Source organism: Nocardia acidivorans NBRC 108247 (genome assembly GCF_001625085.1).
Taxonomy (GTDB): Bacteria; Actinomycetota; Actinomycetes; order Mycobacteriales; family Mycobacteriaceae; genus Nocardia; species Nocardia acidivorans.
In genome coordinates, this window is sequence record NZ_BDAW01000033.1 from 58031 (window position 1) to 84507 (window position 26477).

The window sequence follows — 26477 nt, forward strand, 5'->3', positions numbered from 1 at the left end:
CGCCGCCGGGACCGGCGGCGCGCACTCGCCCGAAGGGTGAAAATCGCCCATATGCACGTCCGTGGGGCCGTACTCTCTGGTGTGTGTGGCTCGAGCTGATCACCATTCCGCTGTTTACCGGGGTCATCGGCTATGTCACGAACTGGACCGGCATCCTCATGTTGTTCGAGCCGATCCGTTTCCACGGATTCCGATTGCCCGGATTGCGCTGGGTCTTCCCCTACCTGCCGCGGCGGATCCAGGTGCTGCCGCTGCTGTCCGACGACGGCCGGATCGGCTGGCAGGGGATCGTGCCCTCGCGCGCGGAGAAGATGTCCAGCATCGCCGTCGACAAGGGGTTCTCCAAACTGGGGAGCATGTCGGACTTCTATCGGGAGCTCGATCCGGACGGCATCGCCGAACAGTTGGTCACGCTCACCAGACCGGAGATTCCGGCCATCGTCGCGCGCATTCTCGAGCGCCGGAATCCGCAATTGTGGTTCAACCTGCCCGAATCCGCGCGCGAACTGGTGTATCGCCGGGTCGCCGAGCAGTTGCCCACCAGCGCCCGCGCCATTACCGATGCCATCGGCGAATATATCGAGGAATTGATCGACCCCAAGTGGATGACCATCCGGCATCTCACCGCGAACCCGCGCCTGATCAATCGCATCTTCCGTGAGATCGCCGCCGCCGAACTGCGATTCATGCAGAACTTCGGCTTCTACTTCGGCTTCCCCATGGGTTTCGTGCTGGTCGCGGTCCTGCACTTCTTCCCGTACTGGTGGGTGCTGCCGCTCGGCGGGGTGGTGATCGGCTACATCGTGAACTGGGTCGGCATCACCATGATCTACGAACCGCTGCATCCGAAGTGGTGGGTGCCGTGGCGGCAGGGCCTGATGCTCAGGCGCCGCAACGAGATCGCCGACGGCTACGCGGAAATCATTGCGGGCGAGGTCATGACGCCCCAGAACCTCGCTCGCGAACTACTGGCCGGGCCGCGCGCCGACCGCACCACCGCCATGCTGGACTCGATTCTTAGCGCCTCGATCGATCAGGCGGTCGGCCAGGCCAAACCGGCCCTGCGCTTCTCCCTGGGCCGTTCCGGCTACGACCGGCTCAAATCCGACGCCACGCCGGAGATCCTGTCGCTGGCCCACACCGCCTTCTCCGACCCCTCGTTCCTGTCCTCCCAAACCGCCCGCATCCGCGATTTCGTCGCCATCCAGATGCGCGCCCTGGATCGCCAGGATTTCGTGGACCTGCTCCGCTCGGCCACCCGGCAGGACGAATGGCTGCTCTTCGTGCACGGCGCGGCCCTGGGCGTGGTCGGCGGGCTGATCCACCTGGCGATCTTCGGGGTCTGACCGCTCAGACGGGTGTGATGGTGGCGACGATGGTGTGGATGGCGCCGTCGGTCATGGCGAAGGTTTCGGTGATGTCGACGGTCATGAGGCGGATTCCGGCGACGCCGGAGTCGAGCAGGTAGCGGGCGGTGACCACATCCCCGGATTCGGTGAAGTGGACCTCGCGGATGCGCTGGACGACCCGGTACTGAACGCCGTGTTCGAGGTCGTTGCTGAGCTGGGGTCCGGAGTAGCCGGTCTGCAATCCGGCCTCCACGCGGGTGGCGTCGGGGGTGAAGCGGACCGCACTGGCATCGTGTGAGACCAGGGCGTCGAGATACGCCTCGGCCATGGCCTCGTTGCGGCTGAGCATCGGATCCGCCGCTGCCCCGGCGCTTCCCGAGCCGACGGTGAGCGCCGCCGCCGCGACTGCGGAGGCCACTGCAACCTGTTTCATTCTCATGCGCACATCCTGACCTACTACCCGGCGGTAGGCGCCATGATCGCCGAGTCCGATCGGGCGGAATGCTCGCTAAAGGGACTTCTCAGTTTTCTCGCGGCCGGGTATTCCATAATCGAATCCATGCCCAAGCCCTGCCTGCTACTGCAGTTGCGCCCGGAGACCGCCGCCGCGGATGACGAATACGAGGCCATCCTGCGCATGGGCGGGCTCGGAGCAAGCGATGTGGTGCGGGTGCGGATGGATCTGGGATTTCCCGAGCTGCTGCTGGACGATTACTCCGCGGTCATAGTCGGCGGCGGGCCCAGCAATGTCAGTAATCCGGACGATCGCAAATACGACTACCAGCGCAAATTCGAGCCCAGGCTGCGGGAACTCCTGAATGAGATTGTGGCGCGGGACTTTCCGTATCTCGGGGCCTGCTACGGGCTGAGCATTCTCGCCGATGTGCTCGGCGGGCGGGTCAGTGATGAGCGTTACGGTGAGACCGCCGGGGCCACCACCATCGAACTCACCCCGCAGGCCGGGCAGGATCCGCTGGTCGCGGGCCTACCGCACGCCTTTCGCGCCTTCGTCGGACATAAGGAAGCCTGCCAGGAGGTGCCGCCCGGTGCGGTATTGCTGGCGGACTCGGCGGGCTGCCCGGTGCAGATGGTGCGGGTCGGCGAACACGTGTACGCCACCCAATTCCATCCGGAACTCGATGGCGACGGACTCGCGCTGCGCATCGAAATCTATCGCAATGCGGGCTATTTCGATCCAGAGGAGGCCGACCTGTTGACCGAGCTCGGACATCGCGAATCGGTGCCGGTGCCGGCGGAGATCCTGCGCCGCTTCGTCGACCGCTACTACCTCGGCCGATGAACGTGCCACCCGCACAGCGGCGCTCACCCGGTAGGTTCGACGGGGTGAGTGCGTGGTTCGGGCGAAAGTTCCAGCGGGTAGGCAATCTCGACAAACGGGTCAATGGCGCGGTGGCGCGGATTCCGGTGACGGCGGTCGATCGCGGCATGCTGCGCCTGACCCATACCGCCGATCGCGGTGTGCTGTGGGCGGGGATCGCCCTGCTGCTCGCCGCCCGGCAGGGCTCCACGCGCCGGGCCGCACTGCGCGGGGTCATCTCCGTCGGCGGCGCGAGCCTGACCGTCAATGTCCTGCTCAAGTCCATGTTCGCGCGCCGCCGCCCGGCCGCGGAGGCGCTGCCCTCGCAGCGGCGGGCCGTGCGCTTCCCGACCTCGTCGTCCTTCCCGTCCGGGCACAGCGCCTCGGCCGCGGCCTTCGCCACGGCGGTCGCGCTGGAGAGCCCGCGCACCGCGTTGGTCGTGGCGCCGCTGGCCGCGACGGTCGCGTACTCGAGGGTGCACACCGGCGTGCACTGGCCCTCGGACGTATTCGTCGGCGCGGCGGTCGGTTCCGGTATCGCGCTGGCCACCCAGCGCTGGTGGCCGGTGCGCGTCTCGGATGAGGCCGCGGCGCACCCGGTTCGCGAAGCGCCCACCATGGTGGATGGCAAAGGTCTTGTGGTGCTGGTGAATCCGGTCTCCGGCGCGGCCGGCTACGACCCGTACGACGATGTGGTCGCCGCCCTGCCCGCGGCCATCGTGCATCGCACCGAGCCCGGCCGTGACTGCGCCGAACACCTCGAGACCCTGCTGCGCGAACTCACCGGCAGCACCGAGGTATTGGCGGTCGGCGCGGCGGGCGGCGACGGCACCATTGCCGCGGCGGCCACCGTGGCGCTCACCAATGGTCTTCCGCTGGTGGTTATTCCGACCGGCACGCTCAATCACTTCGCGCGCGATCTGGGGGTGTACGACCTCCAGGAGGTGGTGGACTCCACCGGTGCGGGGGAGGCCGTCGCGGTCGATATCGCGAGTGTGGAGCTGGAGACCGCCACCGGATCGCGCACCCATCACCTGATCAATACCGCCAGCCTGGGCGCGTATCCGGAGCTGGTGCGGCTGCGCGAGAAGTGGCAGGGCCGCTGGGGTAAATGGCCCGCCTTCGCCGTCGCGCTGATCACCATGCTGCGGCGCGCGGAGCCGATCCGCATCCGCTTCGAAGGCCGCTGGCACGATGTGTGGTTCGTATTCGTCGGCAATGGCCCGTATCACCCGCACGGCGCGGTTCCGGCCTTCCGCTCCCGCCTCGATGCCGGACTCCTGGATGTGCGCTGGTTGCGGGCCGATATCCGCTTCTCCCGGAGCCGGGCGGTGCTGGCGCTGCTGCTTGCCGCCATCGGCCGCAGCAAGGTGTACGGCGAGATCCAGGTGCCCGAGCTGACCGTGCATCTGAACGAACCCGAGGCCGTCGCCGCGGACGGTGAGGTGCTGTCCGAGGCCATTCGCGTGCACTTCTCGATCGCGGGTCAGGTCACGGCCTACCGCCGCGACGAATCCAATCCGCGCTGGGTGAATCGGCCCCGGCCGCACCATCGCGGGTAGGTCCGGTAGTCCGCAATCGCTGATTCTCGTGAAAGTTGACCGCGCTGGTCGTACCTTGTATGAGGGCAGAAACCCTGCCGCACAGGAACTTCCGCTGGTCATCAGTCCAGTGCTCTTCGCTCCGCCCGCAATCGGAACAATAGCGTTTTGGTCGAGGATCCAGGGGGTTGTGCCGTGCAGCCGTTCGAACTTCCCGATTTCTACATGCCCTATCCGGCCCGGCTCAATCCGTATTTGGAGCAGGCCCGCGCCCATACCCGCGAATGGGCCGCGGAGATGGGATTCTTCGAACCGCAGCAGGGCTATCACATCTGGGATGAGAGCGATCTCGAGCGCCACGACTACGGCTTGCTCTGCGCCTACACCCATCCCGACTGCGATGGCGCGGAGCTGGATCTCATAACCGACTGGTACGTCTGGGTGTTCTATTTCGACGACCATTTCCTCGAGCTGTACAAGCGTACTCGCGATATGCGGGGTGCGCGCGAATACCTGGAGCGGCTGCGCGAATTCATGCCGCTCGAGGGCATCGATATGCCCGAACCGACCAATCCGGTGGAGCGCGGCCTGGCCGATCTGTGGCCGCGCACGGTGCCGAGCATGTCGCTGGATTGGCGGCGGCGCTTCGCCACCACCACGCAGGCGCTGCTGGAGGAGTCGCGCTGGGAGTTGAACAATATCGCCGAGGGCCGCGTGGCCAATCCCATCGAGTACGTCGAAATGCGGCGCAAGGTCGGCGGTGCGCCGTGGTCGGCCAATCTGGTCGAGCATGCCGTGCACGCCCAGGTGCCCGCGCGGCTCGCGCCCACCCGGCCGCTGCGGGTGCTTTCCGATACCTTCTCCGATGCCGTTCACCTGCGCAATGACATCTTCTCCTATGAGCGCGAGGTGCGGCAGGAGGGCGAGAACGCCAATGGCATTCTGGTCATGGAGCGCTTTCTCGAGGTGGACACCCAGACCGCCGCGGAGATCGTGAACGATCTGCTCACCTCGCGCGTGCAGCAGTTCGAGTACACCGCGCTCACCGAATTGCCGCTGCTGTTCGCCGAATACGGGGTGAGCCCGGCCGAACAGGCCGATGTCTCGCTGTACGCCAAGGGATTACAGGATTGGCAGTCCGGCGGGCATGAATGGCATCTGCGCTCCAGCCGGTATATGAACAGGGGCAGTCGCAAGAGTGCGGCCCATCCACTGCTGGCGGCCTTCGCACCCGCGGGGCTGGGCATGTCCGCGCTGGGGATAACGCCGAGTAGTTTGGGGCTCGAGCGATTCGCGCGGGTCGCGCATCAACCGTATGAACAGGTCGGCGCGACTCCGCTGCCGGAGATCTACATGCCCTTCGAACTCCGGCTCAATCCACTGCTGAAGAGCGCACGGGAGAATGTGGTCGACTGGACGCGTGCGATGGGCATGCTCGAACCGGCCCCAGGATTCCCGGCGAATATCTGGACCGAACAGGATCTGCGTGATTTCGACTTCGCGCTCTGCTCCGCGGGATTGGATCCCGACGCCACCGGTGACGAATTGGATCTGGCCACCTCCTGGCTCGCTGGGGCACGTATGTGGACGACTACTACCCGGCGGTTTTCTTCCCGACCCGGAATCTGATCGCCGCCAAGGTGCAGGGCCGCCGGTTACAGGAGTTCATGCCGATCGACGAGCCCGTCACCGCGACCCCGGCCAACCCGCTCGAACTCGGGCTGCTGGATCTGTGGACTCGCACCACCGCGGCTATGGACACCGATCACCGGCATGAATTCCGCAGGGCCGTCCAGAGTTTCCTCACCGCGTGCGAATGGGAGGTGCTCAATCACACCCTGCACCGCATCCCCGATCCCATCGACTACGTGGAGATGCGGCGCGACACCTTCGGCTCCGATCTCACCAAGGCGCTCTCGCGCCCGCCGCACGGCAATCTCGTTCCGCCGCAGATCTATCGGACGCAGACCCTCGCGAATCTGGAGAACACCGCCGCCGACTACGCCATCCTGCTCAACGACCTGTTCTCCTATCAGAAGGAGACCGAGTTCGAGGGCGACTTCCACAACGGCGTCAGCGTCATCCGCAATTTTCTGGACTGCGACCGCGACCGCGCCGTCACCCTGGTCAATGACCTCATGACCGCCCGCATGCAACAGTTCGAACATGTCGTCGCCGTCGAACTCCCCACCCTCTACGAGGAGTACGACCTCGACGAATCCGTTCGCGACGTGCTGAACCAGCGCGCCGCCGAACTTCAGGGCCGGATGGCCGCAATCCTGAACTGGCACATGAACTGCCGCCGCTACCGGGAGTCGCACCTGCTCCACCGCTTCCGGCCGCAACCGCCCATCCCCGCCTCCCTCCCAACGCTGCCCTTCCTCCGCCCCACCGGCCTGGGCACCCACGGCCTGCGCATCGCTCCGCCCCGCACCGCCTCCCAGATCACTTCCGGCTGAGGAGATACCCGGCCACCGGCCCGGAGTCAGTGCCGCGCGGTCGGTCTCGACTACTGGGCCGTGGGCTGATGCTTCAGGGCCTGCTCGTAGCCGCCCTCGGGGGCCTGGTCGTCGGAGGTGTAGACCAGGTGCAGCACACCGGTGGTGAAGGTCTTGGACGAGAGCAGCTTCAGGGGGATCGGGGTGCTCTCGTCCCAGAGGCGCAGGCCGTGGCGCAGGGCGATGGGGTGCACCAGCAGGTGGAGTTCGTCGAGCAGGCCCGCGGCCAGCAGCTGGCGGACGATGGAGGGGGAGCCGCTCATACCGATATCGGTGGCGCCGGGCTCGGCCTTGAGGGCCTTGACCCCTTCGATCAGATCGCCGCGCAGCAGTTCGGAGTTGCGCCATGGCAGGTCGAGATCCTGATGCGAGACCACGATCTTGCGGGCATCGCCCAGCGTCTTGGCCATTCTGGCATCCTCGCCACCGGCGTTCTCGCGGGCGGGCCAGGCGTCGGCGAAGCCCTCGTAGGTGACGCGGCCCAGCAGCAGGGTGTCGGCGGTCATGAGCTGGGAGCCGACGGCCTCACCCATCTCGTCGTTGAAGTACGGGAAGTGCCAGTCCTGGGGGTCGCCGATGACGCCGTCGAGCGAAATGAACAGGCCCGCAGTGATTTTCCGCATGATGTGCTCCTCTGGTCAGGGGGTGTCACCCATATAGACGGGCCGTCCCGCCGGAATTAATCGCCGCGGCCCGAGCGCGGTCACCAGCCGGGGCGATCACCGTGTTCGAGTCGATAGGTGTTCTCGCACGCCGCATCCTGGGCGTCGATGATGGTGCGCGCGAACCGAACCCCGTTTCGCCCGCCGTGACGAGGCCGGGGACGACCCCGCGGCGGTGCTCAGTACGGCGCAGACCGCGGCGACCAGCGCGCGGTGATTTCGGTGGAAAGCGCGCGCGGGAAGGAGATTCGCGCCGGATCGCCATCGCAGGTGTAGCGCCGCTCGGGATGTTCGGCGAGTTGATCGAGCCAGTAGCCGGAGTCGAACGGCACGGGAGCGCGGCCCGAGCGGATACGGGGGATGGCGGTGGGATCGAGCGCGCCGAAGGGGGAGGGCGCGGGTTCGGCGCCGACCAGCAGCACCGCGTCGAAGGTATACGGTGTGCCGTCCCAGCTGCCCGCACTGACCAGGGCGTGATCCGCGGGTGAAATGCCCAGGGGCAGAGCCATTGTCCGCACCGGTTGATTCGGTGTCGCCGCGGCGATGGCCCGCAGATTCTGCACGAACTCCCGCTGCACGCCGGTGCTGTCCAGCCGCCCCAGATTGGCGTGGGTGGCGGTATGCGCGCCGATCTCGTACCCGTGCGCGGCCAACCAGGGCAGGGCGCGCGGATCATCGGCGAACGGTTCATTGTTCACGAAGAATGTTGCGGTGGCACCGAATTCGGGATGCGCACCGCGGAACTCCTCGAGAATCGCGATGGCGGTGTCCGCGGCGGGCGCGCCCTCGGCGGTGAAGGACAACTGGCTGGTGGTCGAATCGTCGAAGGTCAGCACCACCGGATGGGTGCCCGCGGGCAGCTCGATCGCGCCGGAGATGTAGCGGGACACCGTAATCGGACGGTAGTTCTCCCGCAGCAGCCGGTCCAGCTCCGCGCGGAACTTCTCCGGGGTCTGATCGTAATCACCGGCCGGGGTCCGGGACAGCTGGTGATACATCAGGATCGGCACCACGCCGAGCTCATTCGCGCCGACGGCGGCCGGATCGGGCGGCGGGACCGTCGTGGTCGCGGGAGGTGTGCTGGGCGCGGCGGTCTGCTGCTCGGGTGCGGCGCAGGCGGCGGCGAGTAGAAGCAGCGCCGCGGTGATCACCCGCAGGACCGCGATCTTGGCCATTGTCGAACTCTACTGTCCGCCAATCCGTCTCGGGTGAGAGTCGGGAATCTCACGCGCGGCGCGCGCGGACAGCGGATAGTTTGGGGTACCCAGAGTGAGAGTTGGTGTGCGCGTGCTGAAGCGGGTCCCGGCCGCCGGGCGAGGACGACTGGCGGTCGTCGCCGCGGTGGTGGTGATTGTCGTGGCCGGTGTGATCATCGGTTTCCTGCGAGCCGATCCCGCGGCGCGGACCGCGGCGGCGGTGATTCCGCTGGCCCTGGAGGTGAATCAACCCGAGGCGGTCACCTCACTGCACGCCCCGATCACCGTGCGCGGCACCGCGACCGGGGCCAAGAGCCTGACCGTGGGCGGACAGCCGGTGACGCCCGCCGCCGACGGCGGCTTCCAGGTCACCCTGCCGCGTCTGACCTCCGACGCCGCGGTGGTGGCCACCGATGCAGACGGCAAGACCCTGACCCGGCCCATCACCGTCCGCGCCGAGGTGCCGCGGATTCGGGCCGTGCATGTCACCGCGTATGCCTGGGCCTACGAGCCCATGCGCGAGGATGTGCTGAATATGGCGCGCGAGGGGCGGATCGATACCGTCCAACTCGATATCAAGGATGAGGACGGCGTCGTCGGCTACGACTCGCAGGTGCCGCTGGCCCGGGACGCCGGGGCCTCGGCGGGTATCTACAATGCGACCGAAGCCCTGAAGACCTTGCACGACATGGGAATTCGTGTGGTGGGCCGGATTGTCGCGTTCCGTGATCGCACCATGGCCGAATGGGCATGGCATGCGGGGCATCCCGACTGGGTGATCCAGAATCCGGGCGGCGGACCGTACGCGAGCCACTACGGGGCCATCGCCTTCACCAACTTCGCCAGTGCCGAGATGCGCCGCTACAACATCGATCTCGCGACCGAGGCCGCCGGGCTGGGCTTCGACGAGATCATGTACGACTACATTCGGCGGCCGGACGGGCCGCTGTCCAGCATGGTGTTCCCGGGGCTGACCGATACCCCGGCCAACTCCATCGCCGAATTCCTGCGCGAGAGCCGCGATCCCGTGCGGGCGGCGGGAGCCTTCCAGAGCGCGGCGGTGTTCGGTATCGCCGCCACCCGGCCCGAGGAGATCGCACAGGACATCCCGCTCATGGCCCGGCATCTGGACTACGTCGCGCCCATGCTCTATCCGTCGCATTGGAATGCGGGGGAATACGATGTGGCCAGCCCGAATTCGCAGCCGTACGACATCGTCTTCCGCTCGCTCCAGGACTTCCAGCGCCAGGTGGAGGGCACCGGGGCCAAGGTGATTCCGTGGTTGCAGGATTTCAGCCTCGGAGTGAACTACGGCGATGCGCAGGTGCGCGCGCAGGTGGATGCGGCCGCGGCGGTGGGCATCCCGAGCTTCTTCCTGTGGAATGCGGCGGTGCGCTATCACTCGGGGGCGCTGGATCCGGCCTGAGGGCAACCGTCCAGCCGCCTCGGCGATCCGGACATAGGTGAGCTTCGGGACGAAGGCTGTATATGTCGGTTCCGGGTGCTGTACTTGGAGCCTGATTGTTATGGAATCGTTTTCGGGCTGCGAGGTAGCGCGATGGTTCGGATGGTCAACAGGGCGGTTCGGGCACGGCCGCGGTGGCGGCGGGGGAGACCGCCGCTCGGGTACGTTCCGGCGCGTTCGGCCCCGTACTACACGGTGCCGATCCGGCCCTCGCAAACTCCCCGCGCCGATTATGTGACGCCGGGCGGGGAGATATTGCTACTGCTGCTCGGACTGCTCTGCTTCGGCGCCGGGGTGGTGCTGGCGGTACACGGGGTGCTGGTCATCGCCATGGTGCTGATCGTGGTCGGTGGCTTTCCCGTGTACTTCGCACGAGTGGTCCGAGCGCAGCGGCGACTATGAGCGGGGCGGTCCCGTCAGTCGCGATGCATCAGTTTGATCAATGACGCGGTATCGGTGGTGCGTGAGCCGCCTGCGAAAGCCAAGGTGGCATAGGCGCGTTCGGCGGCCTCCTGATGTCCGGCGCCGCAGGCGTCGGTGACCATGATCGGGAGGTAGCCGAGGTCGGTGGCGTGCCGCACGGTGGGTTCGATGCCGATCTCCAGCGCGATGCCGGCCACGGCGAACGAGTCGATTCCCAAGTCCCGCAGGGCGATATCGAGCGGGGTGCCGGTGAAGGCGGACATGGCGATCTTGTCGAAGACCACCTCGTTCGGGCCGGGTTCCAGTTCGGGCACCAGTTGATATGCCGGTGAGCCCTGGAGGAAGGGCGCGTGCACCTGGGCCGGATCGTCGACGTGCTGCCACTCCATAGCCGTGCGCAATTGCGAAACGCCCGCCGCGGCCACCGGTATCGACATGTGCCGGGTGTAGAACACCCGGAACCCCCTCTCGCGGGCGGCATCCCGCAGCTGTACACAGGCTTCGACAATGCGTTCCCCGTCGGGTATCTGCCGTACGATTCCGACCTGCATGTCATAGATCAGCAGTGCCATCCGTTTCGGATCGCACGCATCCTCGATGGTCTGCGGAATGGTCAGTCCGTACGCGTATCGCATCTCGCCTCACTTGGTCCGGTCGTAGGGTTCGGCGACGTCGACGGTGTCGGCCATCAGCGCCTCCAGCGGCAGCGGTGCGGTCACCGGCACATACGTCCACTCCAGGAAACCCTTCTTGGTCAATGGAAAGTCCTCGATGTACCGCTTGGCCTCATCGACGCTCTCCACCTCGAACACGATCACCACACCCGGCTCATCGGCCCGCGCGTAGTTCTCCCGCACGATCCCGGCCTTCCACAGCCGCCACACATTGGCCACTTCCTCGGGGAGGAAGGGGGTGATGGTCTCCAGTGTGACACCCGGCTTGAATCGATCGAAAGCAATGATCTTCATGAACTTTGAACTTCCTATCAGCGTTTGCGATGCATCCGTACCGAACCCCCCCAGCCCAGGTGACCCCGATTGAGGACCCTGCCATATTCGCGGTAGCCCGATGTTTCCGATGTTGGGAAGGTCAGGAGGTGGCGGAGAGGTGGGTCATCAGGCGTTTGCGGTAGGCGTCGAGGATTACGGCGATGATGATGACGGCGCCGGTGACCATGGTGCGCTGGAAGTCCGAGACGCCCATCAGGAGTAGGCCGTTGGTGAGGACGCCCAACAGGCAGGCGCCCAGCAGGGTGCCGATGACCGAGCCGCGGCCGCCGGAGAGGCTGGCGCCGCCGATGACCACGGCGGCGATGGCATTGAGTTCATAGCCCTGGCCGAGGATGGGGCTGGCCACGCCGAGGCGGGCCATGTAGATGACCGCGGCCACGCCCACGCAGACGCCGCCTATGACAAAGCAGATGATCTTGATGAGATTGGTGCGGTGGCCGGAGAGGCGGACGGCTTCCTCATTGTTGCCGGTGGCGTAGACCAGGCGGCCGAAAACGGTGCGGGACAACACGAACCAGGCCAGAGCGACGATGAGCAGGGCCACCGCGAAGACGGCGGGTATCCCGGCGATGGTGCGGGTGCCGAAGGCGGTGAGGGCGTGCGGAAGGTTGTAGATGGTGCGGGCGTCGGTGTACTGCTCGGCCGCACCGCGCGCGAAGTAGAGCATGCCGAGGGTGACGATGAAGGACGGCACCCGCCAGCGTTCGGTGACGAAACCGCTGATCAGTCCGCAGAGCGCGCCGATGAGCAGGCTGAGTCCGATGGCCATGGGGATACCGGAGGAGCCGCCGTTCTCCATCGCCTTGCCCGCCACCACCGCGCAGAGCGCGATCACCGAACCGACCGACAGATCGATACCGCCCACCAGGATCACGAAGGTCATGCCGACCGCCAGAATGGTGTTCAGCGTGATCTGGGTCATGATGTCGCGAATATTGCCGGTGGTCGCGAAATGCGGTGCGGCGGCGAGGAAGAACGCCGCCAGCGCGATCAGCGCCACGCCGATCCCGGCCTCGCCGAGCACCTGACTCAGCACCCGGCCGGCTCGGGTTTCGGCGCGCGCCGTGCTCAGGGATGTCATGCTGCACCACCGTTCTTGAGATAGCCGGAGTAGGCCAGATTGAGAATGTGTTCGGCGTCGAAGTCGGCGCGGGCGACCTCCCCGGTGATCCGGCCCGCCGAGAAGACGATGAGGCGATCGCAGATGCCGATCAGCTCGGACAGATCGGAGGAGACCATCAGCACGCCCTTGCCCGCCTCGGCCAAATCCAATAGCAACTGGTGGATTTCGTAGCGTGCGCCGACGTCTATGCCCCGGGTGGGCTCGTCGACGATCAGCAGATCGGCGTCGGCGGCGAGCCAGCGCCCCAGCACCACCTTCTGCTGATTGCCGCCCGAGAGCGCGCGAACGGTCTGCTCGGGACCGCTCGCCTTGATTCGCAACTTCTCGGAAAGCGCACGGGCGGCGTCATTTTCGACGCCCCTGCGGAGCAGGCCGGAGCTGCTGACCTTCGACAGCCCGGCCAGGCTCAGGTTCGCGGCAATGGACAGGTCGAGCACCAACCCCTGCGCCTTACGATCCTCGGTCAGAAAGCTGATACCGTGCCGGACCGCCGCCCGGGGGTTGGGCACCCGGGTCCGCTTGCCGCGCACCGCGATAACGCCCCCGGCGGCCCGATCCGCGCCGAAGATGGCACGCATGGCCTCGGTGCGCCCGGAGCCGACCAGCCCCGCCACGCCCACCACCTCACCGGCGCGCACCGCGAACGAGATGGCCGGTGTCCGCGGTGTCACCGTCAGATCGCGGACGCTCAACAGTTCGTCGCCGACGGCCCGTGCGGTCACCGGCGGATACTCCGCGGCCAGATCGCGCCCCACCATCATGCGCACCAGCTCGGGTATGTCGAGCTCGGCGATGTCCCGCGCCGCGACGCCGGTTCCATTGCGCAGCACCGTGACCCGGTCGCCGATCTCGAATATCTCATCGAGATGATGCGAGATGAAGATGATCGCCACGCCTTCTTCGCGCAGTCGCCGCATCACCTTGAACAGCGTCGCCGTCTCGCGCGGGGTGAGCGTCGCGGTCGGCTCATCCATGATCAGCAGCCGGCATTCGGTGGAGAGCGCCTTGGCGATCTCGACCAACTGCATCTGTGCGATGCCGAGCCGTGCGACCGGGGTGTCGGGGGATACCTCCAGGCCCACCTGCGCCAGCAGACCCTCTGCCCGCCCGCGCATTTCCCGCCGGTCGAGAATCCCGAACCGGCGCGGCATATGTTGCAGGAAGAGATTCTCGGCGACCGTCAGTGCGGGCAGCAGCGCCAACTCCTGGTGGACGACCTGAATCCCGGCGCGCAACGCCGCCGCGGCATTTCCGGGCCGATGTTCGGCCCCGCCGAGCGTCATCCGCCCGGAGTCCGGATGCTCCAGGCCCGCAAGGCATTTCACCAGCGTGGACTTGCCCGCCCCGTTCTCGCCGATCAATACGTGAATCTCGCCGGCGCGCACGCTCAGGTCCACACCGTCGAGCGCGGTGACGCCCGGATAACGTTTGGTCAGGCCGGTGACCTCGAGTATCGCCCCGGCTGCTGCTTCGGGATTCATTGTGCTCCAACTACTCTCGGGATGTGCCGGATGGCGTCGCCGAGATCGACGCCATCCGGCACGTGTCCGCGCCGGGCCCCTCACGCCCCGGCGGTGACCACATTCATCCGGGTCTTCTGCCAACCGGTGACGGCCTGGCCTGAGATCAGCTTCATGGCGACGTCGATGCCGTCACCCGCCTGCTCGGACCCGTACTGGTCGAGCGTGGCCAGCATCGGCCCGTTCTGCAGGAACGGCTTCACCGCCGGAATATTGTCGATGGATACAACTTTCACGTTCGCGGAGCGTTCCTGGATCACCTTGATCACGCCCAGCGCCATGGAGTCGTTGGAGGCCAGGACGCCCTGGATATCCGGATGCGCGGTGAGCATATTGCCGAATACCGTGTACGCCTCATCGGTTTCCCAGTGCGCGGTCTTGGAGTCGAGCAGGGTCAGCTTCGCCTCGGCGACGGTGTCGTTGAAACCGTTCTTGCGCTGTAATGCGTTGTCCGCGCCCGGATTGCCCTCCAGGATGACGACCTTCCCGCCCGGCACGGCCTTGGCCAGCACATCGCCGACCTGTTTGGCGCCCGCGCGATTGTCCGGCCCCACCAGCGGAATATCCACTCCGGCGGCCGACAGCGCCCCCGGGTCCAGTGCCACATCGATATTGACGACCTTGATCCCGGCCTTGCTCGCCTTGACCACCGACTGCACCAGCGCCTTGGAGTCGGCCGGTGCGATCACGATGGCCTGCACGCGCTGGGTGATGCACTTGTCGACCAGTGCGATCTGCCCGTCCACATCGGTCTCGTTCTGAATGCCCGCGGTCCGCAGATCCAGCGTGCCGAGTTGGTCGACGTGATCCTTCGCGCCCTTCTGCATCTGCTGGAAGTACTCGTTGGCGAGCGACTTCATGATCAGGCAGACGGTCGGCTTGCCGTTCGCGCCGGTCGCCGGTCCCGATGCGGTGTCCTCGGTACCGCAGGCGCCCAGTGCCGCGGTGGCGGCGGCGATGGCGACGGCGAGCACTGTCCTTGTGCCTCTGTGCATGTCGGATTTACCTCTCTTGGTGGAGCCGGTCTTCGGCAGAGATCGCCGAATCACCGCCGAGCGGGTCCGGGCAGCCGCAGGAGCCGCGCGGGACCAGGGTGGTGCCATGGCTGATCCGGGTCGGCGGTAACCCCGGATCGGCCATCTTCGCCAGCAGCCATTCGACCGCCGAACGTCCCAGCCGTTCGAAGGGCTGTCGCATGGTGGTGAGCGCGGGCACGGTGTACGCGCTGCCCTCGATACCGTCGAAGGCGCAGATCGCCAGGTCCTGCGGCACCCGAAGTCCCAATTCGGCTGCGGCGCGCAGGACTCCGAGGGCTTGTTCGTCACTGGCGACGAACAGCGCCTCGGGCCGGTCGGGTCCGGCGAGCAGGGCGCGGCCCGCGCGATAACCGTCCGCGCGGCCGAAGGCGGCATGCACCAGCAGGCCGTCGCCGGGGCGCTGTCCGGCATCGGTGAGTGCGCGCCGCCACCCGGCCACCCGGTCGACCGTCGGATGGATGCCTTCCAGGCCCGCGATACAGCCGATCCGCGAGAGCCCGTGCGCCAGCAGATGTTCGGTGGCCTGATAGGCCCCGCCCTCATTGTCGACCAGCACATGCGCGGCCCCGGGTAGGTCGAGCTCGCGATCGAGCACCAACTGCGGCACGGTCGTGCCCGAGAGTTCCGCGACCCAGCTCCCGGCCCCGTGCGCCGGGGCGACGAGGAGCCCGTCCACCTGCCGGTCGATGAGTATCCGAATGTAGGTGGCCTCGCGCTCGTCATTGTCCATCGCGTTGCCGAGCAACAGGGTGTATCCCGCCTCGAAGGCGACATCCTCGATGGCCCTGGCCAATTCGGCGAAGAACGGATTCGAGTTGTCCGGGACCACCAGCCCCAATGTCATGGTTCGCGAGGTCTTGAGCGATCGCGCCACCGCATTGGGCCGGTATCCGAGTTCCTTGATGGCGGCCACGATTCGCGCCCGCGTCGCCGGCGCCACCCCGCGCGGCCCGTCATTGAGCACATAGCTGACCATGGCCTCCGACGTGCCCGCCAGTCGCGCCACATCTCGCCGTGTGACCATGATCAACCCCGATCAACTCGTGTTGATTGAGGAGTATGCAGCGAAAACCGTCCGGCCGGAGCGGTTTCGAAAAAACGTTTAAGCAAGCGCGGCCGAAGCGCTACGAATTGGCCTGAGCGCCCAGGAAGTTCAGCAGGATCTGCGCGTCGTCGCCGTAGTCGAGGTGGGCGTTCGAGGCGTAGAAGTTGGCCATGGCCACACCCTGGCGGCTCAGTTGGACGAGATCGTCGACCGCATCGGGACCGCTGATGCTCAGCAGGGTCTGCGCGGCTACCCGCAGATCACCCCGGACCGCGGTGGCGAAGGGGCCGATCACCGAACTCGCCAGACTCACGGCAGTGGGGGCCAGTGCCGCCACCTCGGCGGCGGCGGCCAGCGGATCATTGCGGGTCAGGGATTCGACCGCGCGCCAGAGGGTTTCCTGTACCTGGCCGACAGTCGCGGCGATGCCCAGGATATCGATGCCGGTGAGGGCGTCGGCGATGACGCTCAGGGCGGAGGTGAATCCCGAGGGGTCCACGGCGCCCGCGGCGCGCACGACCGAGGCGATGAGCGAGAGATCGACACCGGCGGCGGCCTGCACCATGGGCGCCAGCGCGAGATTCAGATTGGTCGCGATCGCGTGGGCGGTACGGATATCGCCGGTCTGGATGGTGTTCGGCAGATCGGTGAGATCGCCCAGAATGGTGGGCAGATTCGCGGCGGTCGCGGCCCAGCCCGCGCCCATCTTCACGATCTGCTCGATGAGCGTGCTCGGATCGGTGCTGGCCGGGACCAGTGCGGCGATCGGTGCGGGATCACCGCTGAGCACCCGGCCCAATGCGGCCAGGAACGGGGAGGAACCGGCATTGATCGAGCAATACAGGTCCCCGTCGGCGCAGAGGGTGCGCACGCGATCGGTGAGTGCGCCGAAATCCTGGCTCCGCGGGCCGGCGATACCGTGACCGGGTTGCGGATTGCCCAGGGAGAGGGTGGTGTTCGGATCGCGATGCGGATCGGCGAGCAGGCCGACGGCGAGGACGCGCTCGGGGCCGATCGGCCCTTGGCCATTGCCGATCTCGGTGGCGAAATCGCCGATGCCGTCCGCGCCCTGGCTGTATCCGGCCAGCAGCACGCGCGTCGAGGCGCAGAGGCCCCCGACCATGGTGCGCAATCGGGATTCGAGGGTGCTCAGCGATTCCGCGTAGGTGAGTCCCTGATCGAAAGCGCTTGCGGCATAGGGGGTGTAGCGCACGGTGATATCGGCGCCGAATTGTCGTCGCAGACCGTCGCCGATGGGTCTGAGCATGCCCACCGGGACCGTCGGATCCGCATCGGAGTGCGTCTCCCAGGTGCCCGGCGCGAGAATCGCGGTGTAGGGCGTGCAGGGCGCGCTGCCGCGGCCCTGCGCCTGCGCGCCGCCGACCGCCACGGTGCCGACCAGGACGGCCACCGCGACCGAGATCGCCCCACCCGAGGCCGCCAGCCTGCTCATTGTCCAATCCCTCTGTCGCCGATGGAGTTTCGAACGGGTGCTACCGCCCGTCGGATAGTCCTGGCCAATTGTCGATCATCGGCCGCCGGCTCCGCAGGGTTTTCAGACACATAGCCGTTTCAGATGCTTGGACACGGGGAACGGCATCGCGCCCGAACCCGGCCGCGCGCTCAGTGCGGGCGCAGCACCACCAGACCGGGAGTGCTCGCGACGTACTCGGTGAGCGGAGTGTCGACCACCTGATAGGCGGCCAGCGAGGTCGCATTGCGGAACACCGGACCGTGCGGCGTGGCGACGAAGATACCCACGTGGGTCACATCGAGCCCGGGCTGATCGGCATAGGCGGCAAGGTAATCGCCGGTGTGCAGCTGGGAGATCACCGCATTGTCGACCGCGTTGGCGGGGATGTAGGTGATGTCGCGGTCCACCGCGGGCAGGCCGGCAAGATAGGAGGACCCGTCGGCCTTGGTATTGAGCCGCTTGGGCACCGTGACGGCCGCGGGGGTGAGCGAGCCGGTGATGTCCCGGGCCGCGGTGCGCGGGGTGGCCGCCCAATCGGTGAAGAAATGCTTGCGATGCAGGAAGTCCACGGTGCCGTTGGTGTACCGCGTCTCGGCCAGAGCGGCGATGAAGCTCGCGCGGTCGGTCGACCGGGAGGCCGCTTCGACGTAGTCCAGGAAGGTGAAGCAATCCACCCGTCGCAGATCGACGATCAACTCCTCCGGCACGGTCGCCGACCCGACCAGCATGTTCGCCCCGTAGGGCGTGCCGAGCAGCCGCGCCGAGATCTGATCGATCAACTCGCCCTTGCCCGCGCTCCCGGCGGCCATTCGGGCCCCGAGCAGCTCATCGATCTTGGTCGCGGTGGTGTCGTCGATCGCGAGGGTCGCGGGCGCGGCGAACGCGGTGCCCCCGGAGAGTCCGACCCCGGCCAGGGTGAGCAGGACGAGCAGTATGCGAGCGATGATGCGCAATGTCGCCTCCACGAAATGGCCGATCGGTGCATGGGTTCGGCTACCACCGTAGCGGGCGGCGGACCGGTCAGGAATCGAGAAGCGCCCGATACCCGCTCCGACCTAGCGTTATCGCCATGTGCAGCATTCATTTACAGGGTCCGCGATTCCGGGCCGATTCCGGGCCGAAGACGAGTGTCGCGGTCATCGGCACCGGGCGGGTCGGGCGGGCGGTGGGGTTCGCGCTCGCGCGGTCGGGGCACCGCGTGGTCTATGGCTCGCGGACGCCGGGACGGGACAGTTTCGGCATCGGCGATGCCGTCATCGGCGGAGATGTCGTACTGGTGGCGATTCCGCCCCGGGCCGTCGCGGATTTCGCCCGGGACCATGCGGCGGCGATGGCGGGCAAGCTGGTCCTGGACGCCACCAATGATGTGCTCGGCACACCCGCGAATGCCGCCGCCACCTTCGCCGAATTCGCGCCCGAGGCCCGGTACGTGCGGGCGTTCAACAGTCTCGGCGCGGAGATATTCGAGAATCCGGTGGTGGACGGCGCACCGGCGGATCTGTTCTTCTCCGCTGCCGAGGCCGATCGGGCGCAGGTCGAGGAGCTGATCACCGCTGCCGGGCTCCGGCCGATCTATGTCGGCCCCGACAACCATGACCTCGTCGACGGGGTGATGCGCCTGTGGCTCAACCTGGCCATGGCCCGAAACTTCGGCCGGGACCTGGCATTTCGAGTGGTAACCCGCTGACCAGCGGCAATCCTCGCCAGGCATGCACGCGGCGGCCCGCCGAACATAATGCATCATGGGTATTTTCAGGCCGACCTGTCCGGTGGGTGCACTGGAACGGCTCTGGGTCGAGGAGATGATGGGCTGGTGCGCAGCGCAATTCGGTCCGCGCACGCTGCGCGCGCCCGTCGTGTTGCCGACCGGCGATTTCTTCCCGGACCCGTATTCCGGGACGAAACCGCAGGTCCGCGCCCTGGTCGACACCGTCGGCGGCCATATGGGCGTCAATCCGGATCGCCTTGTGGTGGAGGTGAATTCGGGCGACGACGCGCTACCCGAGGGCGTGGCCTTCCTGGAGGGCGCCACCCACGGCGAGGCCGGGCACTACCGGGTGGAGCACGGCCGCGCGGTGATCTCGCTCGATATGGGGCGACTGCGCTCCCAGGTCACCCTGATCGCCGCGATCGCCCATGAACTCGCGCACGAACGACTACTGGGTGAGCGGCGCATCGACCCCGACCGGCACGACGGTGAGCAGCTGACCGACCTCGCCACCGTCTACCTCGGCCTCGGTATCTTCAATGCCAATGCCGCACTCCAGTTCTCGCAGAATCAGCGCGGCTGGCGGTCATCCCGACTGGGCTATCTGTCCCAGCCCATGTACGGATACGCGCTCGCCTGCTGGGCCGTCATGCGCGGTGACCCCGCACCGGCGTGGGCCGGGCACCTGGACACCAACCCGCGCGTCTACATGAAACAGAGCCTGCGCTACCTGCGCGCCAATCCCGATTCCCTGCCCGAATGGCGGGCCACCACCCGGGACTCCTGAGCACCACTCATCGAGACCCATTGGGCCACTTGGGTGATGATGGTCGAGTGCTGAATATCTTCGACGCGGAATTCGCGCGCGCCCCGTGGCCGGTGCTGCGTTCACTGCGCGAGGCCGGGGGCGCGCATCGGGTGGCGACCCCCGACGGTCCACCCGCCTGGCTGATCACCCGATACGCGGATGTGCGGGCCGGACTCCTGGATGAGCGGCTGTCGGTCAATCTGCGCTACAGCGGGGGCGGCGATTACGCGGGCTTCGCCGTCCCGGCCCCGCTGGACGTCTTCCAGTCCGCCGCACCGGAGCGCTTGGCGCGGCTGCGCGGTCTGGTCGTCGGTGAGCTGCGGCTGGCGGGGGACTGGGCCGATCGGGCCGCGATGTTGATCGGCAAGAGCCTGGCCGAGTTGGACGGGGTGACGGAGTTCGATTTCGTCGAGCGGGTGGCCCTGCCGCTCCCGGCGGTCATTCTCGGTGAACTACTGGGATTGCCGGAGTCCGAACGCGATGCACTCGCCGCCTGGGCGCACGCCACCCTGGCACCCGATGCCAGCCCCCGAGCGCGCGACACGCTCGGCGGCATGCAGCGCATCATCGCCGCCGTTGTCGAACGCGGCCGGGACGGCGCCGACGACACCATGCTCGGCCGCCTGGTACGCGCCGGAATCAGCGGTAGCGCAGTGGATTCCGGTGAACTGCCGGGGCTGCTGTTCTACCTGCTGTTCGTCTGGTATGAGGTGCTGATGGATCTGCTCGCCGGTGCGGTCCTGACCTTCTCGGGCCGACCCGACCAGCTCGCGGCCATGCTCGCCGCAGCGGATCGCACCGTCGCGGTGGACGAACTGCTGCGCTATCTGTCCCCGCAGGTCCTGGCCGCTCCCCGGTTCGCGGTCACCGATCTGGAGATCGCCGGACAGCGGATCGAGGCCGGGCAGACCGTGCTGTTCTGCCTGGCCGCCGCCGATCACGATCCCGAACGCTTCACCGGCCCGGCCGAACCCGACGGTGCGCTGGAATTGGATGTGCGGCGCAGCCCCAATCCGCATGTGGCACTGGGGTATGGCGCACACGCCTGCGTCGGTGTCGGACTGTTGCGCCCGGTGCTGGCCGCGATGCTGGGCGAGCTCTACGGCCGCTGGCCGAATCTGCGTGCGGCCGTTGCCGATTCCGAGGTGCCGTGGCGTTCGGGTTTCCGGCATCGCGGTCCGCTCACCCTGCCGGTGCGCCCGCGGGGAATCCGGTGAATGGGGCGAACATCTTCGGTCGCCCCATCCTGACTTCGCGGTCCGAGACCTGAACGGCCGATGTCCTCCCCTTCGGGGACAGCGGTTTCCGGGTACCGTCGCGAAGTAGGGACGAGTATATGATCAGGATCACCGCGACTGTCAACTGCAGGAGACAAGATCAGAATGGTTGCCGCACAACAGCATCCGTTCACCAGCGCGCTCAATGCGCTGATCGCCGGTATGCATCCGCCCGTGACCAGGGACGGCCGCGAAGTGGAGATCACCCACCGGGCGCTGGCCGAGCGCATTCACAGCACCACCGGAGCCTGTCTTTCGGCGAACTATCTGTGGAAACTGCGCACCGGCCAGACCGTGAACCCCTCCTTCGAAACCCTGGAGGCCCTGCGCGGCTACTTCGGTCTGGACAGTCTTGATCCGCTCACCAATCCCGAACTCGCGGTGGCGCGCGCCCGGGAACTCGCATTGGTCAACGCGCTCAAGGGAACCGCCGACAATCCCGCACTGGAACTCGTCCTGCGTGACGGCCTGGCGCACGGTACCGTGCGGGCCGAGACCGTGGCCGCCATGCTCGATGTGCTGCGGCGGCTCGAGGCCGAGCACAACGGGGAAGACTTGTGAGCGATGCGGATCGCGGTCTGGGAGGGTTCGGGGAATGAGCGTCCGATGATGGAGCATCGACGGCTGCGACGGGAGCTGCGCGCACTGGGCCTGCCGGGGCGCTTCACGGTGGCCGAATTGGCCGAGGCGCTGGCCCGGCGTCGCGGCCGGCCGCTGCGATTGCGTCCGGAGCCGTTCGCCGTGGCCGGACTCTCCGGCGGTCTGCTGGTGACCCGCGATATCGATTTCCTGGCGTACCAGAGCAATACCAGCGAACTGCATCAGGATCACATCGTCTGCCACGAGTTCGGACATCTGCTCGCCGGGCACGAACCCGTTACGGTGACCGGTCAGGACGCGCTGCGCCTGCTTGCGCCGAATATCGACCCCGCCGTGGTGCGGCGCATGCTGGGCCGCAGCTGTTCGGCCGAGCAGCAGGAGCAGGAGGCCGAGTACATCGCGGATCTGCTGATGGCACACCACATCACGCGCTGGACCCCGCGCGCCGAATGGGTGCTGCCCGCGAACGCCCCCGCCGATATCCGCAGTCTGCTGGATACGCTCGGACCCGGAATCGACTGATCGCGTGCACTTCGCCCTGATCTACGGCAGCGTCGGCATGCTCGCCGTCCTGGTATTCGGCTGGCGGCTGCTGCTCGCCCTGCGCGGCACCCGGTTCGCCGCACGCTGGGCGGTCGCGGTCGCCATCGCCTGCGCGGCACTGGGTTTCGAGGCGGCGGTACCGCAGGTCTACGAGTGGATCGGCCGGGTCAGCGGCAGTCCGAACCTGGCCACCCTGATCGTCTATTCGGCCATCACCACCGCGACCCTGGCGCAGCTGGTCTGGACGACCTACCTGGTCGCGCCGCATGCCGACGACGACCCCGGGGCCGCCGCGCCGAAATCGCCCGCGACCCTCGCGAACTCGACCGTGACTGGGCCGAATATCGACGGCCGCATAGTGATACTGATCAATCTGGTCATCGTGCTGGTGCTGATCGCGCTCTTCTTCGCCGCACCGGTGCACGACCGAGCGCATGCGACCGACTTCGACTACCACTACGCGACCGTCCCGCTGGTGGACCTGTTTCTCGGCATCTATCTGTGCGCCTACACGCTGGCCCTGCTGCGCATTGTGCTGCTGTGCCGCACCTGGATCCCTCATGTGCGCGAACAGCCTTGGCTGCGAAGGGGTTTGGTACTACTGGTTACGGGCTCGGTGATCGCGATCGGTTACAGCATCGGCAAGACCGCCGCCCTGGCCGGGTCCTGGGCGGGCTATTCGCCGCGCACCCTGAATATGGAGATCGCGCCCGCCTTCGCCAGTGCGGGCGCGGCCATCATGCTGCTCGGCTACCTGTGCCCCTCCCTGCTGCCGCAGGCGATCGCCGCCGTCCAGCGGGCCCGCGCACTGCCCCGGCTGCGCCCGCTCTGGCTGGCGTTGCGCGCGGCGGTGCCCGAGAGAGGCGCCGCCGCGCCAGTGGCCCGGCGCATGACCCGCGACCGGCTGTACCGCCGCGTCATCGAGATCCGGGACGCGCTGCTGCTGTTGCAACCCCATCTCGGCCCCGAAATCACCGCGGAGGCAGTGCAAGTCGTCGATCGGCTGCGGGTTCCCGTCGCCGACCGCGAGGCGGCCGTCGAAGCGGCGCGGATCGCTCTCGCGCTGCGCGCACACCGCGCCGGGGCCATCCCGATCGATCGCGGAGAAATTTTTCGCAGGCCCGCCCGGCCCACCTTTATCGGCGAACTCACCTGGCTGGGAGCGGTTTCCAGCGCATACCGCAGGTATTTTGCGGCCGATGACGAGGTATCGGACACCACCCGAGCCTGACGAAATCGCTTGTTACCGCTATCCTTTCCGGTGCGGGCGTGGTGTTCGATATCCCCTTCATCGAACACCACGACCGTCCAAATCCAGTGGCCCGCAATATCTTACGAAATCGGCAGGTCGTACAGGAGCACTCCCGGCCGCTCCGCCCGCCGGAAACCGCCTGTGCAATGGACCGATCGCACCCCGATTCTTTGGAATTCGGGGCCGGGCACGCTCGAGGGCGTCGCGCGCGATTGTCTCGCCGCCCCCGATCCACGCGTCGATCTGAGCGCCATCGCGGGAACCTGCCGTCCCTGATCCGGCGTCTCGGGCCGCCGCCGTATCGAGTGGCCGAGTTCCCGCCCCCTGCCCGACAGTCCGGCGAAACCTGCCGTTAGCCCGGGACTGCCATGCTTCGCCGCGCCACCGCCCGCGCCGCCCCCCATCGCGTCGCGGGCGGTGGCGGCAAACGGTGGTTCCCCGCGGTGCGACGGGCATGGCGGCACAGTAGGAATAGGGCTCGAACGTGCGTTTTCGCTGGACTTCGCGCGGCGCGGCGGCGGTCGCCGCGGGTGCCGCGGCAGTAACTTCGCAAGGCATGGCAATCACTGTGCGCGGCGCGGCGGTATTGCTGGCCGTCGGCGTCCTAGCCCTGCTCCCGGTCTCGAAGCCCTTCTCGTCCACGGCCGCCGCCGAACCCGAAACGGCTGAATCGGACGGTTCGCACATTGTGAACATCCACACCGACGATGTCCGGCACTGGGTCATCACCGTCTACTCCGCCGCCATGGACAGCGAATTCACCGTCGAGGTGCAGCGCCCATCGGATACCTCGGTGCCCCGACCCGTGCTGTATCTGCTGAGCGGCGGCAGCGGCGGCAAGGGCCCCGGCTCCTGGGACCGGCAGACCCATGCCACCGATTTTCTCGCCGACAAACAGGTCAATGTGGTGCAGCCCATCGGCGGCGCGGCCTCCTACTACGCCGACTGGCGTTCCCCCGATCCGCGCCTGGGCGTGGTGAAGTGGAAGACGTACCTCACCGAGGAGCTACCCCTGCTGATCGATCGGGCGCTGGGGTCGAACGGCCGCAATGCTATTGCGGGAGTATCGATGTCGGGTACTTCGGTGCTGCAACTCCCCATTGCCCGACCCGGTCTGTACCGGGCGGTCGCGGCCTACAGCGGTTGTGCGCAGATCGCCGATCCGCTCGGCCAGGCGTATGTGCGCCTCACTGTCGCCTACAGCGCGGGTGATGCCGGCAATATGTACGGCCCGCCCGGCGATCCCATGTGGGCCGCCAATGATCCCTACCTGCACGCGGAAGCCCTGCGCGGCCTGGACCTCTACCTCTCCAGCGGTAACGGCCTCCCCGGCCCCTACGACAAATCGGGCGGCCGCGGTCTGGTCGGCGCAGGTATCGGCGCACTCGCCAACCAGGTGCTGGTCGGCGGCGTCATCGAAGCCGCCACCGACCAGTGCACCCGCACCATGGCCGCCCGCCTGGCGGAGCTGAACATCCCCGCCACCGTCAACCTGCGCCCCTACGGCACCCACTCCTGGGGCTACTGGGATGACGAACTGGCCGCCTCCTGGCCCACCCTCGCCCACGGTCTCGGCTTGTGATCGGCCCCGCCGGTATCAGTCGGCGGATTCGAAGTTCTCCGGGTCGGCCGCGAACGTCTTCTGCATCTTGCGTGAGATCCATTGTCCGGCAGTCGATATGCCCGACGGGTCCGGTGCTGCCGACGCGGTGGAATCGGCGATCGGATGGAGTGGGGCATCGTGATTCGGGAGATAGAAGAACGGGATCGACAGCCGGGAAGCGTCGGATCCGGCGGCCGGGTTGACGACCCGGTGCAGGGTGGAGCGCCAGCGGCCCGCGGTCCAGAGCGCGGTCAGGTCACCGATATTGACGATGAAGCCGCCGGGAATCATTGGTACGTCCCGCCATTCGCCGGACGGCAGTCGAATCTGCAGACCGCCGATATCGGTGTCCTGATGGAGAATCGTCAGGGTGCCCCAGTCGGTGTGCGCGCCGCGGCGGAGCTGTCCCGGAAGCGGGGGCACCCGCTGGGGGTAGTAGTAATTGACGGTGACCGAGGACACGTGGCGGTCGAATTTGTCGTCGAAGAAGTCTTCGTCGAGTCCCAGAGCCAGCGCGAACAGGCGCATGAGGTCCGCCGACAGATCGGTGAGGGCGCGCATGTACGCCCGCCAGGTCGACTCGAAGCCGGTGGGGCGGCTCGGCCAGATATTGGCCAATTTCCATGAGGCCCAATAGTTCCCGAGCCGATCGCGCTCATCCTGGCTCAGGTCTCCGGTGACATGGGCCGAGAAGACCTCGCACAGGTCGGGCGGGGTCTTCCGGTCCAGGCTGTGCGCGGTGGAGCCGCCCGCGCGCCGAAATCCGGAGACGCCGGGACGGTGGGCCACCAGGTCCTTCTCGGTATCGGGCAGGAGGAAGAATTCACGGGTGGTGGCGCACATCCGGGTGACGAGTTCGGCCGGGATCCCATGCCCGGTGATACCGAAGAAGCCGGAGGTTTCGCAGGCGCGATGGATGGCGTCGGCGATGATTCGCCTGCCGGATTCGGTGTTCCGGTCGGTCAGATCGATGATCGGGACGAAACTCGCTGTCCGCGTGGTGGCGTGCTCTGTCATGATCCGCT

26 protein-coding genes are annotated in these 26477 nt (G+C 67.1%); 14 read left to right on the forward strand and 12 right to left on the reverse strand.

What is annotated here, in order from left to right; genetic code table 11:
* Positions 1-83: 83 nt before the first annotated feature.
* Positions 84-1346 carry a DUF445 domain-containing protein gene (locus NA10_RS39180; protein ID WP_067569877.1) on the forward strand — a complete coding sequence of 421 codons (1263 nt, stop codon included), beginning with the start codon at positions 84-86 and terminating at the stop codon, positions 1344-1346.
* Positions 1347-1350: 4 nt separating this feature from the next.
* Here the strand turns inward: NA10_RS39180 and NA10_RS19140 are convergent, their stop codons facing one another.
* Complete coding sequence (locus tag NA10_RS19140; protein WP_067569879.1) at positions 1351-1788, reverse strand: DUF8021 domain-containing protein; 438 nt, start codon at positions 1786-1788, stop codon at positions 1351-1353.
* 120 nt (positions 1789-1908) lie between these two features.
* Here NA10_RS19140 and NA10_RS19145 point away from each other — a divergent pair, with 120 nt between their 5' ends.
* From NA10_RS19145 to NA10_RS38190, 4 genes are all read left to right on the forward strand, one after another.
* The gene (locus tag NA10_RS19145) at positions 1909-2649 is read left to right on the forward strand and encodes a glutamine amidotransferase (RefSeq protein ID WP_067569883.1); all 741 of its coding nucleotides are present in this window, start codon (positions 1909-1911) and stop codon (positions 2647-2649) included.
* A 44-nt stretch (positions 2650-2693) separates the two neighbouring features.
* Positions 2694-4229 carry a bifunctional phosphatase PAP2/diacylglycerol kinase family protein gene (locus NA10_RS19150; protein WP_067569884.1) on the forward strand — a complete coding sequence of 512 codons (1536 nt, stop codon included), beginning with the start codon at positions 2694-2696 and terminating at the stop codon, positions 4227-4229.
* 174 nt (positions 4230-4403) lie between these two features.
* The gene (locus tag NA10_RS38185; RefSeq protein ID WP_218021549.1) at positions 4404-5837 is read left to right on the forward strand and encodes a terpene synthase family protein; all 1434 of its coding nucleotides are present in this window, start codon (positions 4404-4406) and stop codon (positions 5835-5837) included.
* The gene (locus NA10_RS38190; protein WP_218021550.1) at positions 5792-6667 is read left to right on the forward strand and encodes a terpene synthase family protein; all 876 of its coding nucleotides are present in this window, start codon (positions 5792-5794) and stop codon (positions 6665-6667) included. Before NA10_RS38185 ends, NA10_RS38190 begins: the two co-directional genes overlap by 46 nt.
* Positions 6668-6717: 50 nt before the next feature.
* Here the strand turns inward: NA10_RS38190 and NA10_RS19160 are convergent, their stop codons facing one another.
* Both NA10_RS19160 and NA10_RS19165 read right to left on the reverse strand, forming a co-directional pair.
* Positions 6718-7329: a dihydrofolate reductase family protein gene (locus NA10_RS19160; RefSeq protein WP_174562529.1), complete on the reverse strand. Its 612-nt coding sequence runs from the start codon at positions 7327-7329 to the stop codon at positions 6718-6720.
* Between the two features lie 218 nt (positions 7330-7547).
* A complete protein-coding gene (locus tag NA10_RS19165) occupies positions 7548-8543 on the reverse strand; it encodes a polysaccharide deacetylase family protein (protein ID WP_067569888.1) in 996 nt (331 codons plus the stop codon).
* A 112-nt stretch (positions 8544-8655) separates the two neighbouring features.
* Here NA10_RS19165 and NA10_RS19170 point away from each other — a divergent pair, with 112 nt between their 5' ends.
* Together NA10_RS19170 and NA10_RS19175 are read left to right on the forward strand one after the other, a co-directional pair.
* Complete coding sequence (locus NA10_RS19170; RefSeq protein WP_245677599.1) at positions 8656-9990, forward strand: putative glycoside hydrolase; 1335 nt, start codon at positions 8656-8658, stop codon at positions 9988-9990.
* Positions 9991-10122: 132 nt separating this feature from the next.
* Complete coding sequence (locus NA10_RS19175) at positions 10123-10431, forward strand: hypothetical protein (RefSeq protein WP_157556612.1); 309 nt, start codon at positions 10123-10125, stop codon at positions 10429-10431.
* A gap of 14 nt (positions 10432-10445) precedes the next feature.
* On the opposite strand, the gene NA10_RS19180 is transcribed toward NA10_RS19175, so the two are convergent.
* The 8 genes from NA10_RS19180 to NA10_RS19215 form a co-directional block, all read right to left on the reverse strand.
* Positions 10446-11087, reverse strand: coding sequence for a cysteine hydrolase family protein (locus NA10_RS19180; protein WP_067569892.1), 642 nt, complete (start codon positions 11085-11087; stop codon positions 10446-10448).
* A 6-nt stretch (positions 11088-11093) separates the two neighbouring features.
* Positions 11094-11420, reverse strand: a complete 327-nt coding sequence (locus NA10_RS19185) for a hypothetical protein (RefSeq protein WP_067569894.1) — start codon at positions 11418-11420, stop codon at positions 11094-11096.
* Between the two features lie 121 nt (positions 11421-11541).
* Positions 11542-12543, reverse strand: a complete 1002-nt coding sequence (locus NA10_RS19190; RefSeq protein WP_067569896.1) for an ABC transporter permease — start codon at positions 12541-12543, stop codon at positions 11542-11544.
* A complete protein-coding gene (locus NA10_RS19195; RefSeq protein ID WP_067569898.1) occupies positions 12540-14066 on the reverse strand; it encodes a sugar ABC transporter ATP-binding protein in 1527 nt (508 codons plus the stop codon). Before NA10_RS19195 ends, NA10_RS19190 begins: the two co-directional genes overlap by 4 nt.
* 80 nt (positions 14067-14146) lie before the next feature.
* Positions 14147-15100 (reverse strand): sugar ABC transporter substrate-binding protein, encoded by a 954-nt coding sequence (locus NA10_RS19200; protein WP_084514944.1) that lies wholly within the window; start codon positions 15098-15100, stop codon positions 14147-14149.
* A 7-nt stretch (positions 15101-15107) separates the two neighbouring features.
* Positions 15108-16166, reverse strand: coding sequence for a LacI family DNA-binding transcriptional regulator (locus NA10_RS19205; RefSeq protein WP_067569961.1), 1059 nt, complete (start codon positions 16164-16166; stop codon positions 15108-15110).
* 100 nt (positions 16167-16266) lie between these two features.
* A complete protein-coding gene (locus tag NA10_RS19210) occupies positions 16267-17640 on the reverse strand; it encodes a cutinase family protein (protein WP_067569900.1) in 1374 nt (457 codons plus the stop codon).
* 170 nt (positions 17641-17810) lie between these two features.
* The gene (locus tag NA10_RS19215) at positions 17811-18614 is read right to left on the reverse strand and encodes a DUF1460 domain-containing protein (RefSeq protein WP_067569963.1); all 804 of its coding nucleotides are present in this window, start codon (positions 18612-18614) and stop codon (positions 17811-17813) included.
* A 116-nt stretch (positions 18615-18730) separates the two neighbouring features.
* On the opposite strand from NA10_RS19215, the gene NA10_RS19220 reads away from it, so the two are divergent.
* The 7 genes from NA10_RS19220 (at position 18731) to NA10_RS19250 (ending at position 25431) form a co-directional block, all read left to right on the forward strand.
* Positions 18731-19348 (forward strand): NADPH-dependent F420 reductase, encoded by a 618-nt coding sequence (locus NA10_RS19220; RefSeq protein WP_067569901.1) that lies wholly within the window; start codon positions 18731-18733, stop codon positions 19346-19348.
* Positions 19349-19403: 55 nt separating this feature from the next.
* Positions 19404-20156 (forward strand): hypothetical protein, encoded by a 753-nt coding sequence (locus tag NA10_RS19225; RefSeq protein ID WP_067569903.1) that lies wholly within the window; start codon positions 19404-19406, stop codon positions 20154-20156.
* A 47-nt stretch (positions 20157-20203) separates the two neighbouring features.
* Entirely contained in the window at positions 20204-21394 is a 1191-nt protein-coding gene (locus NA10_RS19230; protein WP_067569905.1) for a cytochrome P450, read from the forward strand.
* 165 nt (positions 21395-21559) lie between these two features.
* Complete coding sequence (locus tag NA10_RS19235) at positions 21560-22015, forward strand: hypothetical protein (RefSeq protein ID WP_067569907.1); 456 nt, start codon at positions 21560-21562, stop codon at positions 22013-22015.
* A gap of 45 nt (positions 22016-22060) precedes the next feature.
* A complete protein-coding gene (locus NA10_RS19240; RefSeq protein WP_169812607.1) occupies positions 22061-22576 on the forward strand; it encodes an ImmA/IrrE family metallo-endopeptidase in 516 nt (171 codons plus the stop codon).
* 4 nt (positions 22577-22580) lie between these two features.
* The gene (locus NA10_RS19245) at positions 22581-23828 is read left to right on the forward strand and encodes an MAB_1171c family putative transporter (protein WP_067569911.1); all 1248 of its coding nucleotides are present in this window, start codon (positions 22581-22583) and stop codon (positions 23826-23828) included.
* A gap of 577 nt (positions 23829-24405) precedes the next feature.
* Complete coding sequence (locus NA10_RS19250; RefSeq protein ID WP_067569913.1) at positions 24406-25431, forward strand: alpha/beta hydrolase; 1026 nt, start codon at positions 24406-24408, stop codon at positions 25429-25431.
* Between the two features lie 15 nt (positions 25432-25446).
* On the opposite strand, the gene NA10_RS19255 is transcribed toward NA10_RS19250, so the two are convergent.
* Positions 25447-26469, reverse strand: a complete 1023-nt coding sequence (locus NA10_RS19255; RefSeq protein ID WP_067569915.1) for an isopenicillin N synthase family dioxygenase — start codon at positions 26467-26469, stop codon at positions 25447-25449.
* Positions 26470-26477 lie beyond the last annotated feature (8 nt).

Coding starts and splice junctions, on each gene's coding strand:
- NA10_RS19240 (WP_169812607.1), top strand. CDS start 22,061: ATGATGGAGCATCGACGGCTGCGACGGGAGCTGCGCGCACTGGGCCTG.
- NA10_RS19145 (WP_067569883.1), top strand. CDS start 1,909: ATGCCCAAGCCCTGCCTGCTACTGCAGTTGCGCCCGGAGACCGCCGCC.
- NA10_RS19235 (WP_067569907.1), top strand. CDS start 21,560: ATGGTTGCCGCACAACAGCATCCGTTCACCAGCGCGCTCAATGCGCTG.
- NA10_RS19185 (WP_067569894.1), bottom strand. CDS start 11,420: ATGAAGATCATTGCTTTCGATCGATTCAAGCCGGGTGTCACACTGGAG.
- NA10_RS19175 (WP_157556612.1), top strand. CDS start 10,123: ATGGTTCGGATGGTCAACAGGGCGGTTCGGGCACGGCCGCGGTGGCGG.
- NA10_RS19205 (WP_067569961.1), bottom strand. CDS start 16,166: ATGGTCACACGGCGAGATGTGGCGCGACTGGCGGGCACGTCGGAGGCC.
- NA10_RS19200 (WP_084514944.1), bottom strand. CDS start 15,100: ATGCACAGAGGCACAAGGACAGTGCTCGCCGTCGCCATCGCCGCCGCC.
- NA10_RS19255 (WP_067569915.1), bottom strand. CDS start 26,469: ATGACAGAGCACGCCACCACGCGGACAGCGAGTTTCGTCCCGATCATC.
- NA10_RS19190 (WP_067569896.1), bottom strand. CDS start 12,543: ATGACATCCCTGAGCACGGCGCGCGCCGAAACCCGAGCCGGCCGGGTG.
- NA10_RS19210 (WP_067569900.1), bottom strand. CDS start 17,640: ATGAGCAGGCTGGCGGCCTCGGGTGGGGCGATCTCGGTCGCGGTGGCC.
- NA10_RS19140 (WP_067569879.1), bottom strand. CDS start 1,788: ATGAGAATGAAACAGGTTGCAGTGGCCTCCGCAGTCGCGGCGGCGGCG.
- NA10_RS19220 (WP_067569901.1), top strand. CDS start 18,731: ATGTGCAGCATTCATTTACAGGGTCCGCGATTCCGGGCCGATTCCGGG.
- NA10_RS19225 (WP_067569903.1), top strand. CDS start 19,404: ATGGGTATTTTCAGGCCGACCTGTCCGGTGGGTGCACTGGAACGGCTC.
- NA10_RS19250 (WP_067569913.1), top strand. CDS start 24,406: ATGGCAATCACTGTGCGCGGCGCGGCGGTATTGCTGGCCGTCGGCGTC.
- NA10_RS19160 (WP_174562529.1), bottom strand. CDS start 7,329: ATGCGGAAAATCACTGCGGGCCTGTTCATTTCGCTCGACGGCGTCATC.
- NA10_RS19180 (WP_067569892.1), bottom strand. CDS start 11,087: ATGCGATACGCGTACGGACTGACCATTCCGCAGACCATCGAGGATGCG.
- NA10_RS19195 (WP_067569898.1), bottom strand. CDS start 14,066: ATGAATCCCGAAGCAGCAGCCGGGGCGATACTCGAGGTCACCGGCCTG.
- NA10_RS19165 (WP_067569888.1), bottom strand. CDS start 8,543: ATGGCCAAGATCGCGGTCCTGCGGGTGATCACCGCGGCGCTGCTTCTA.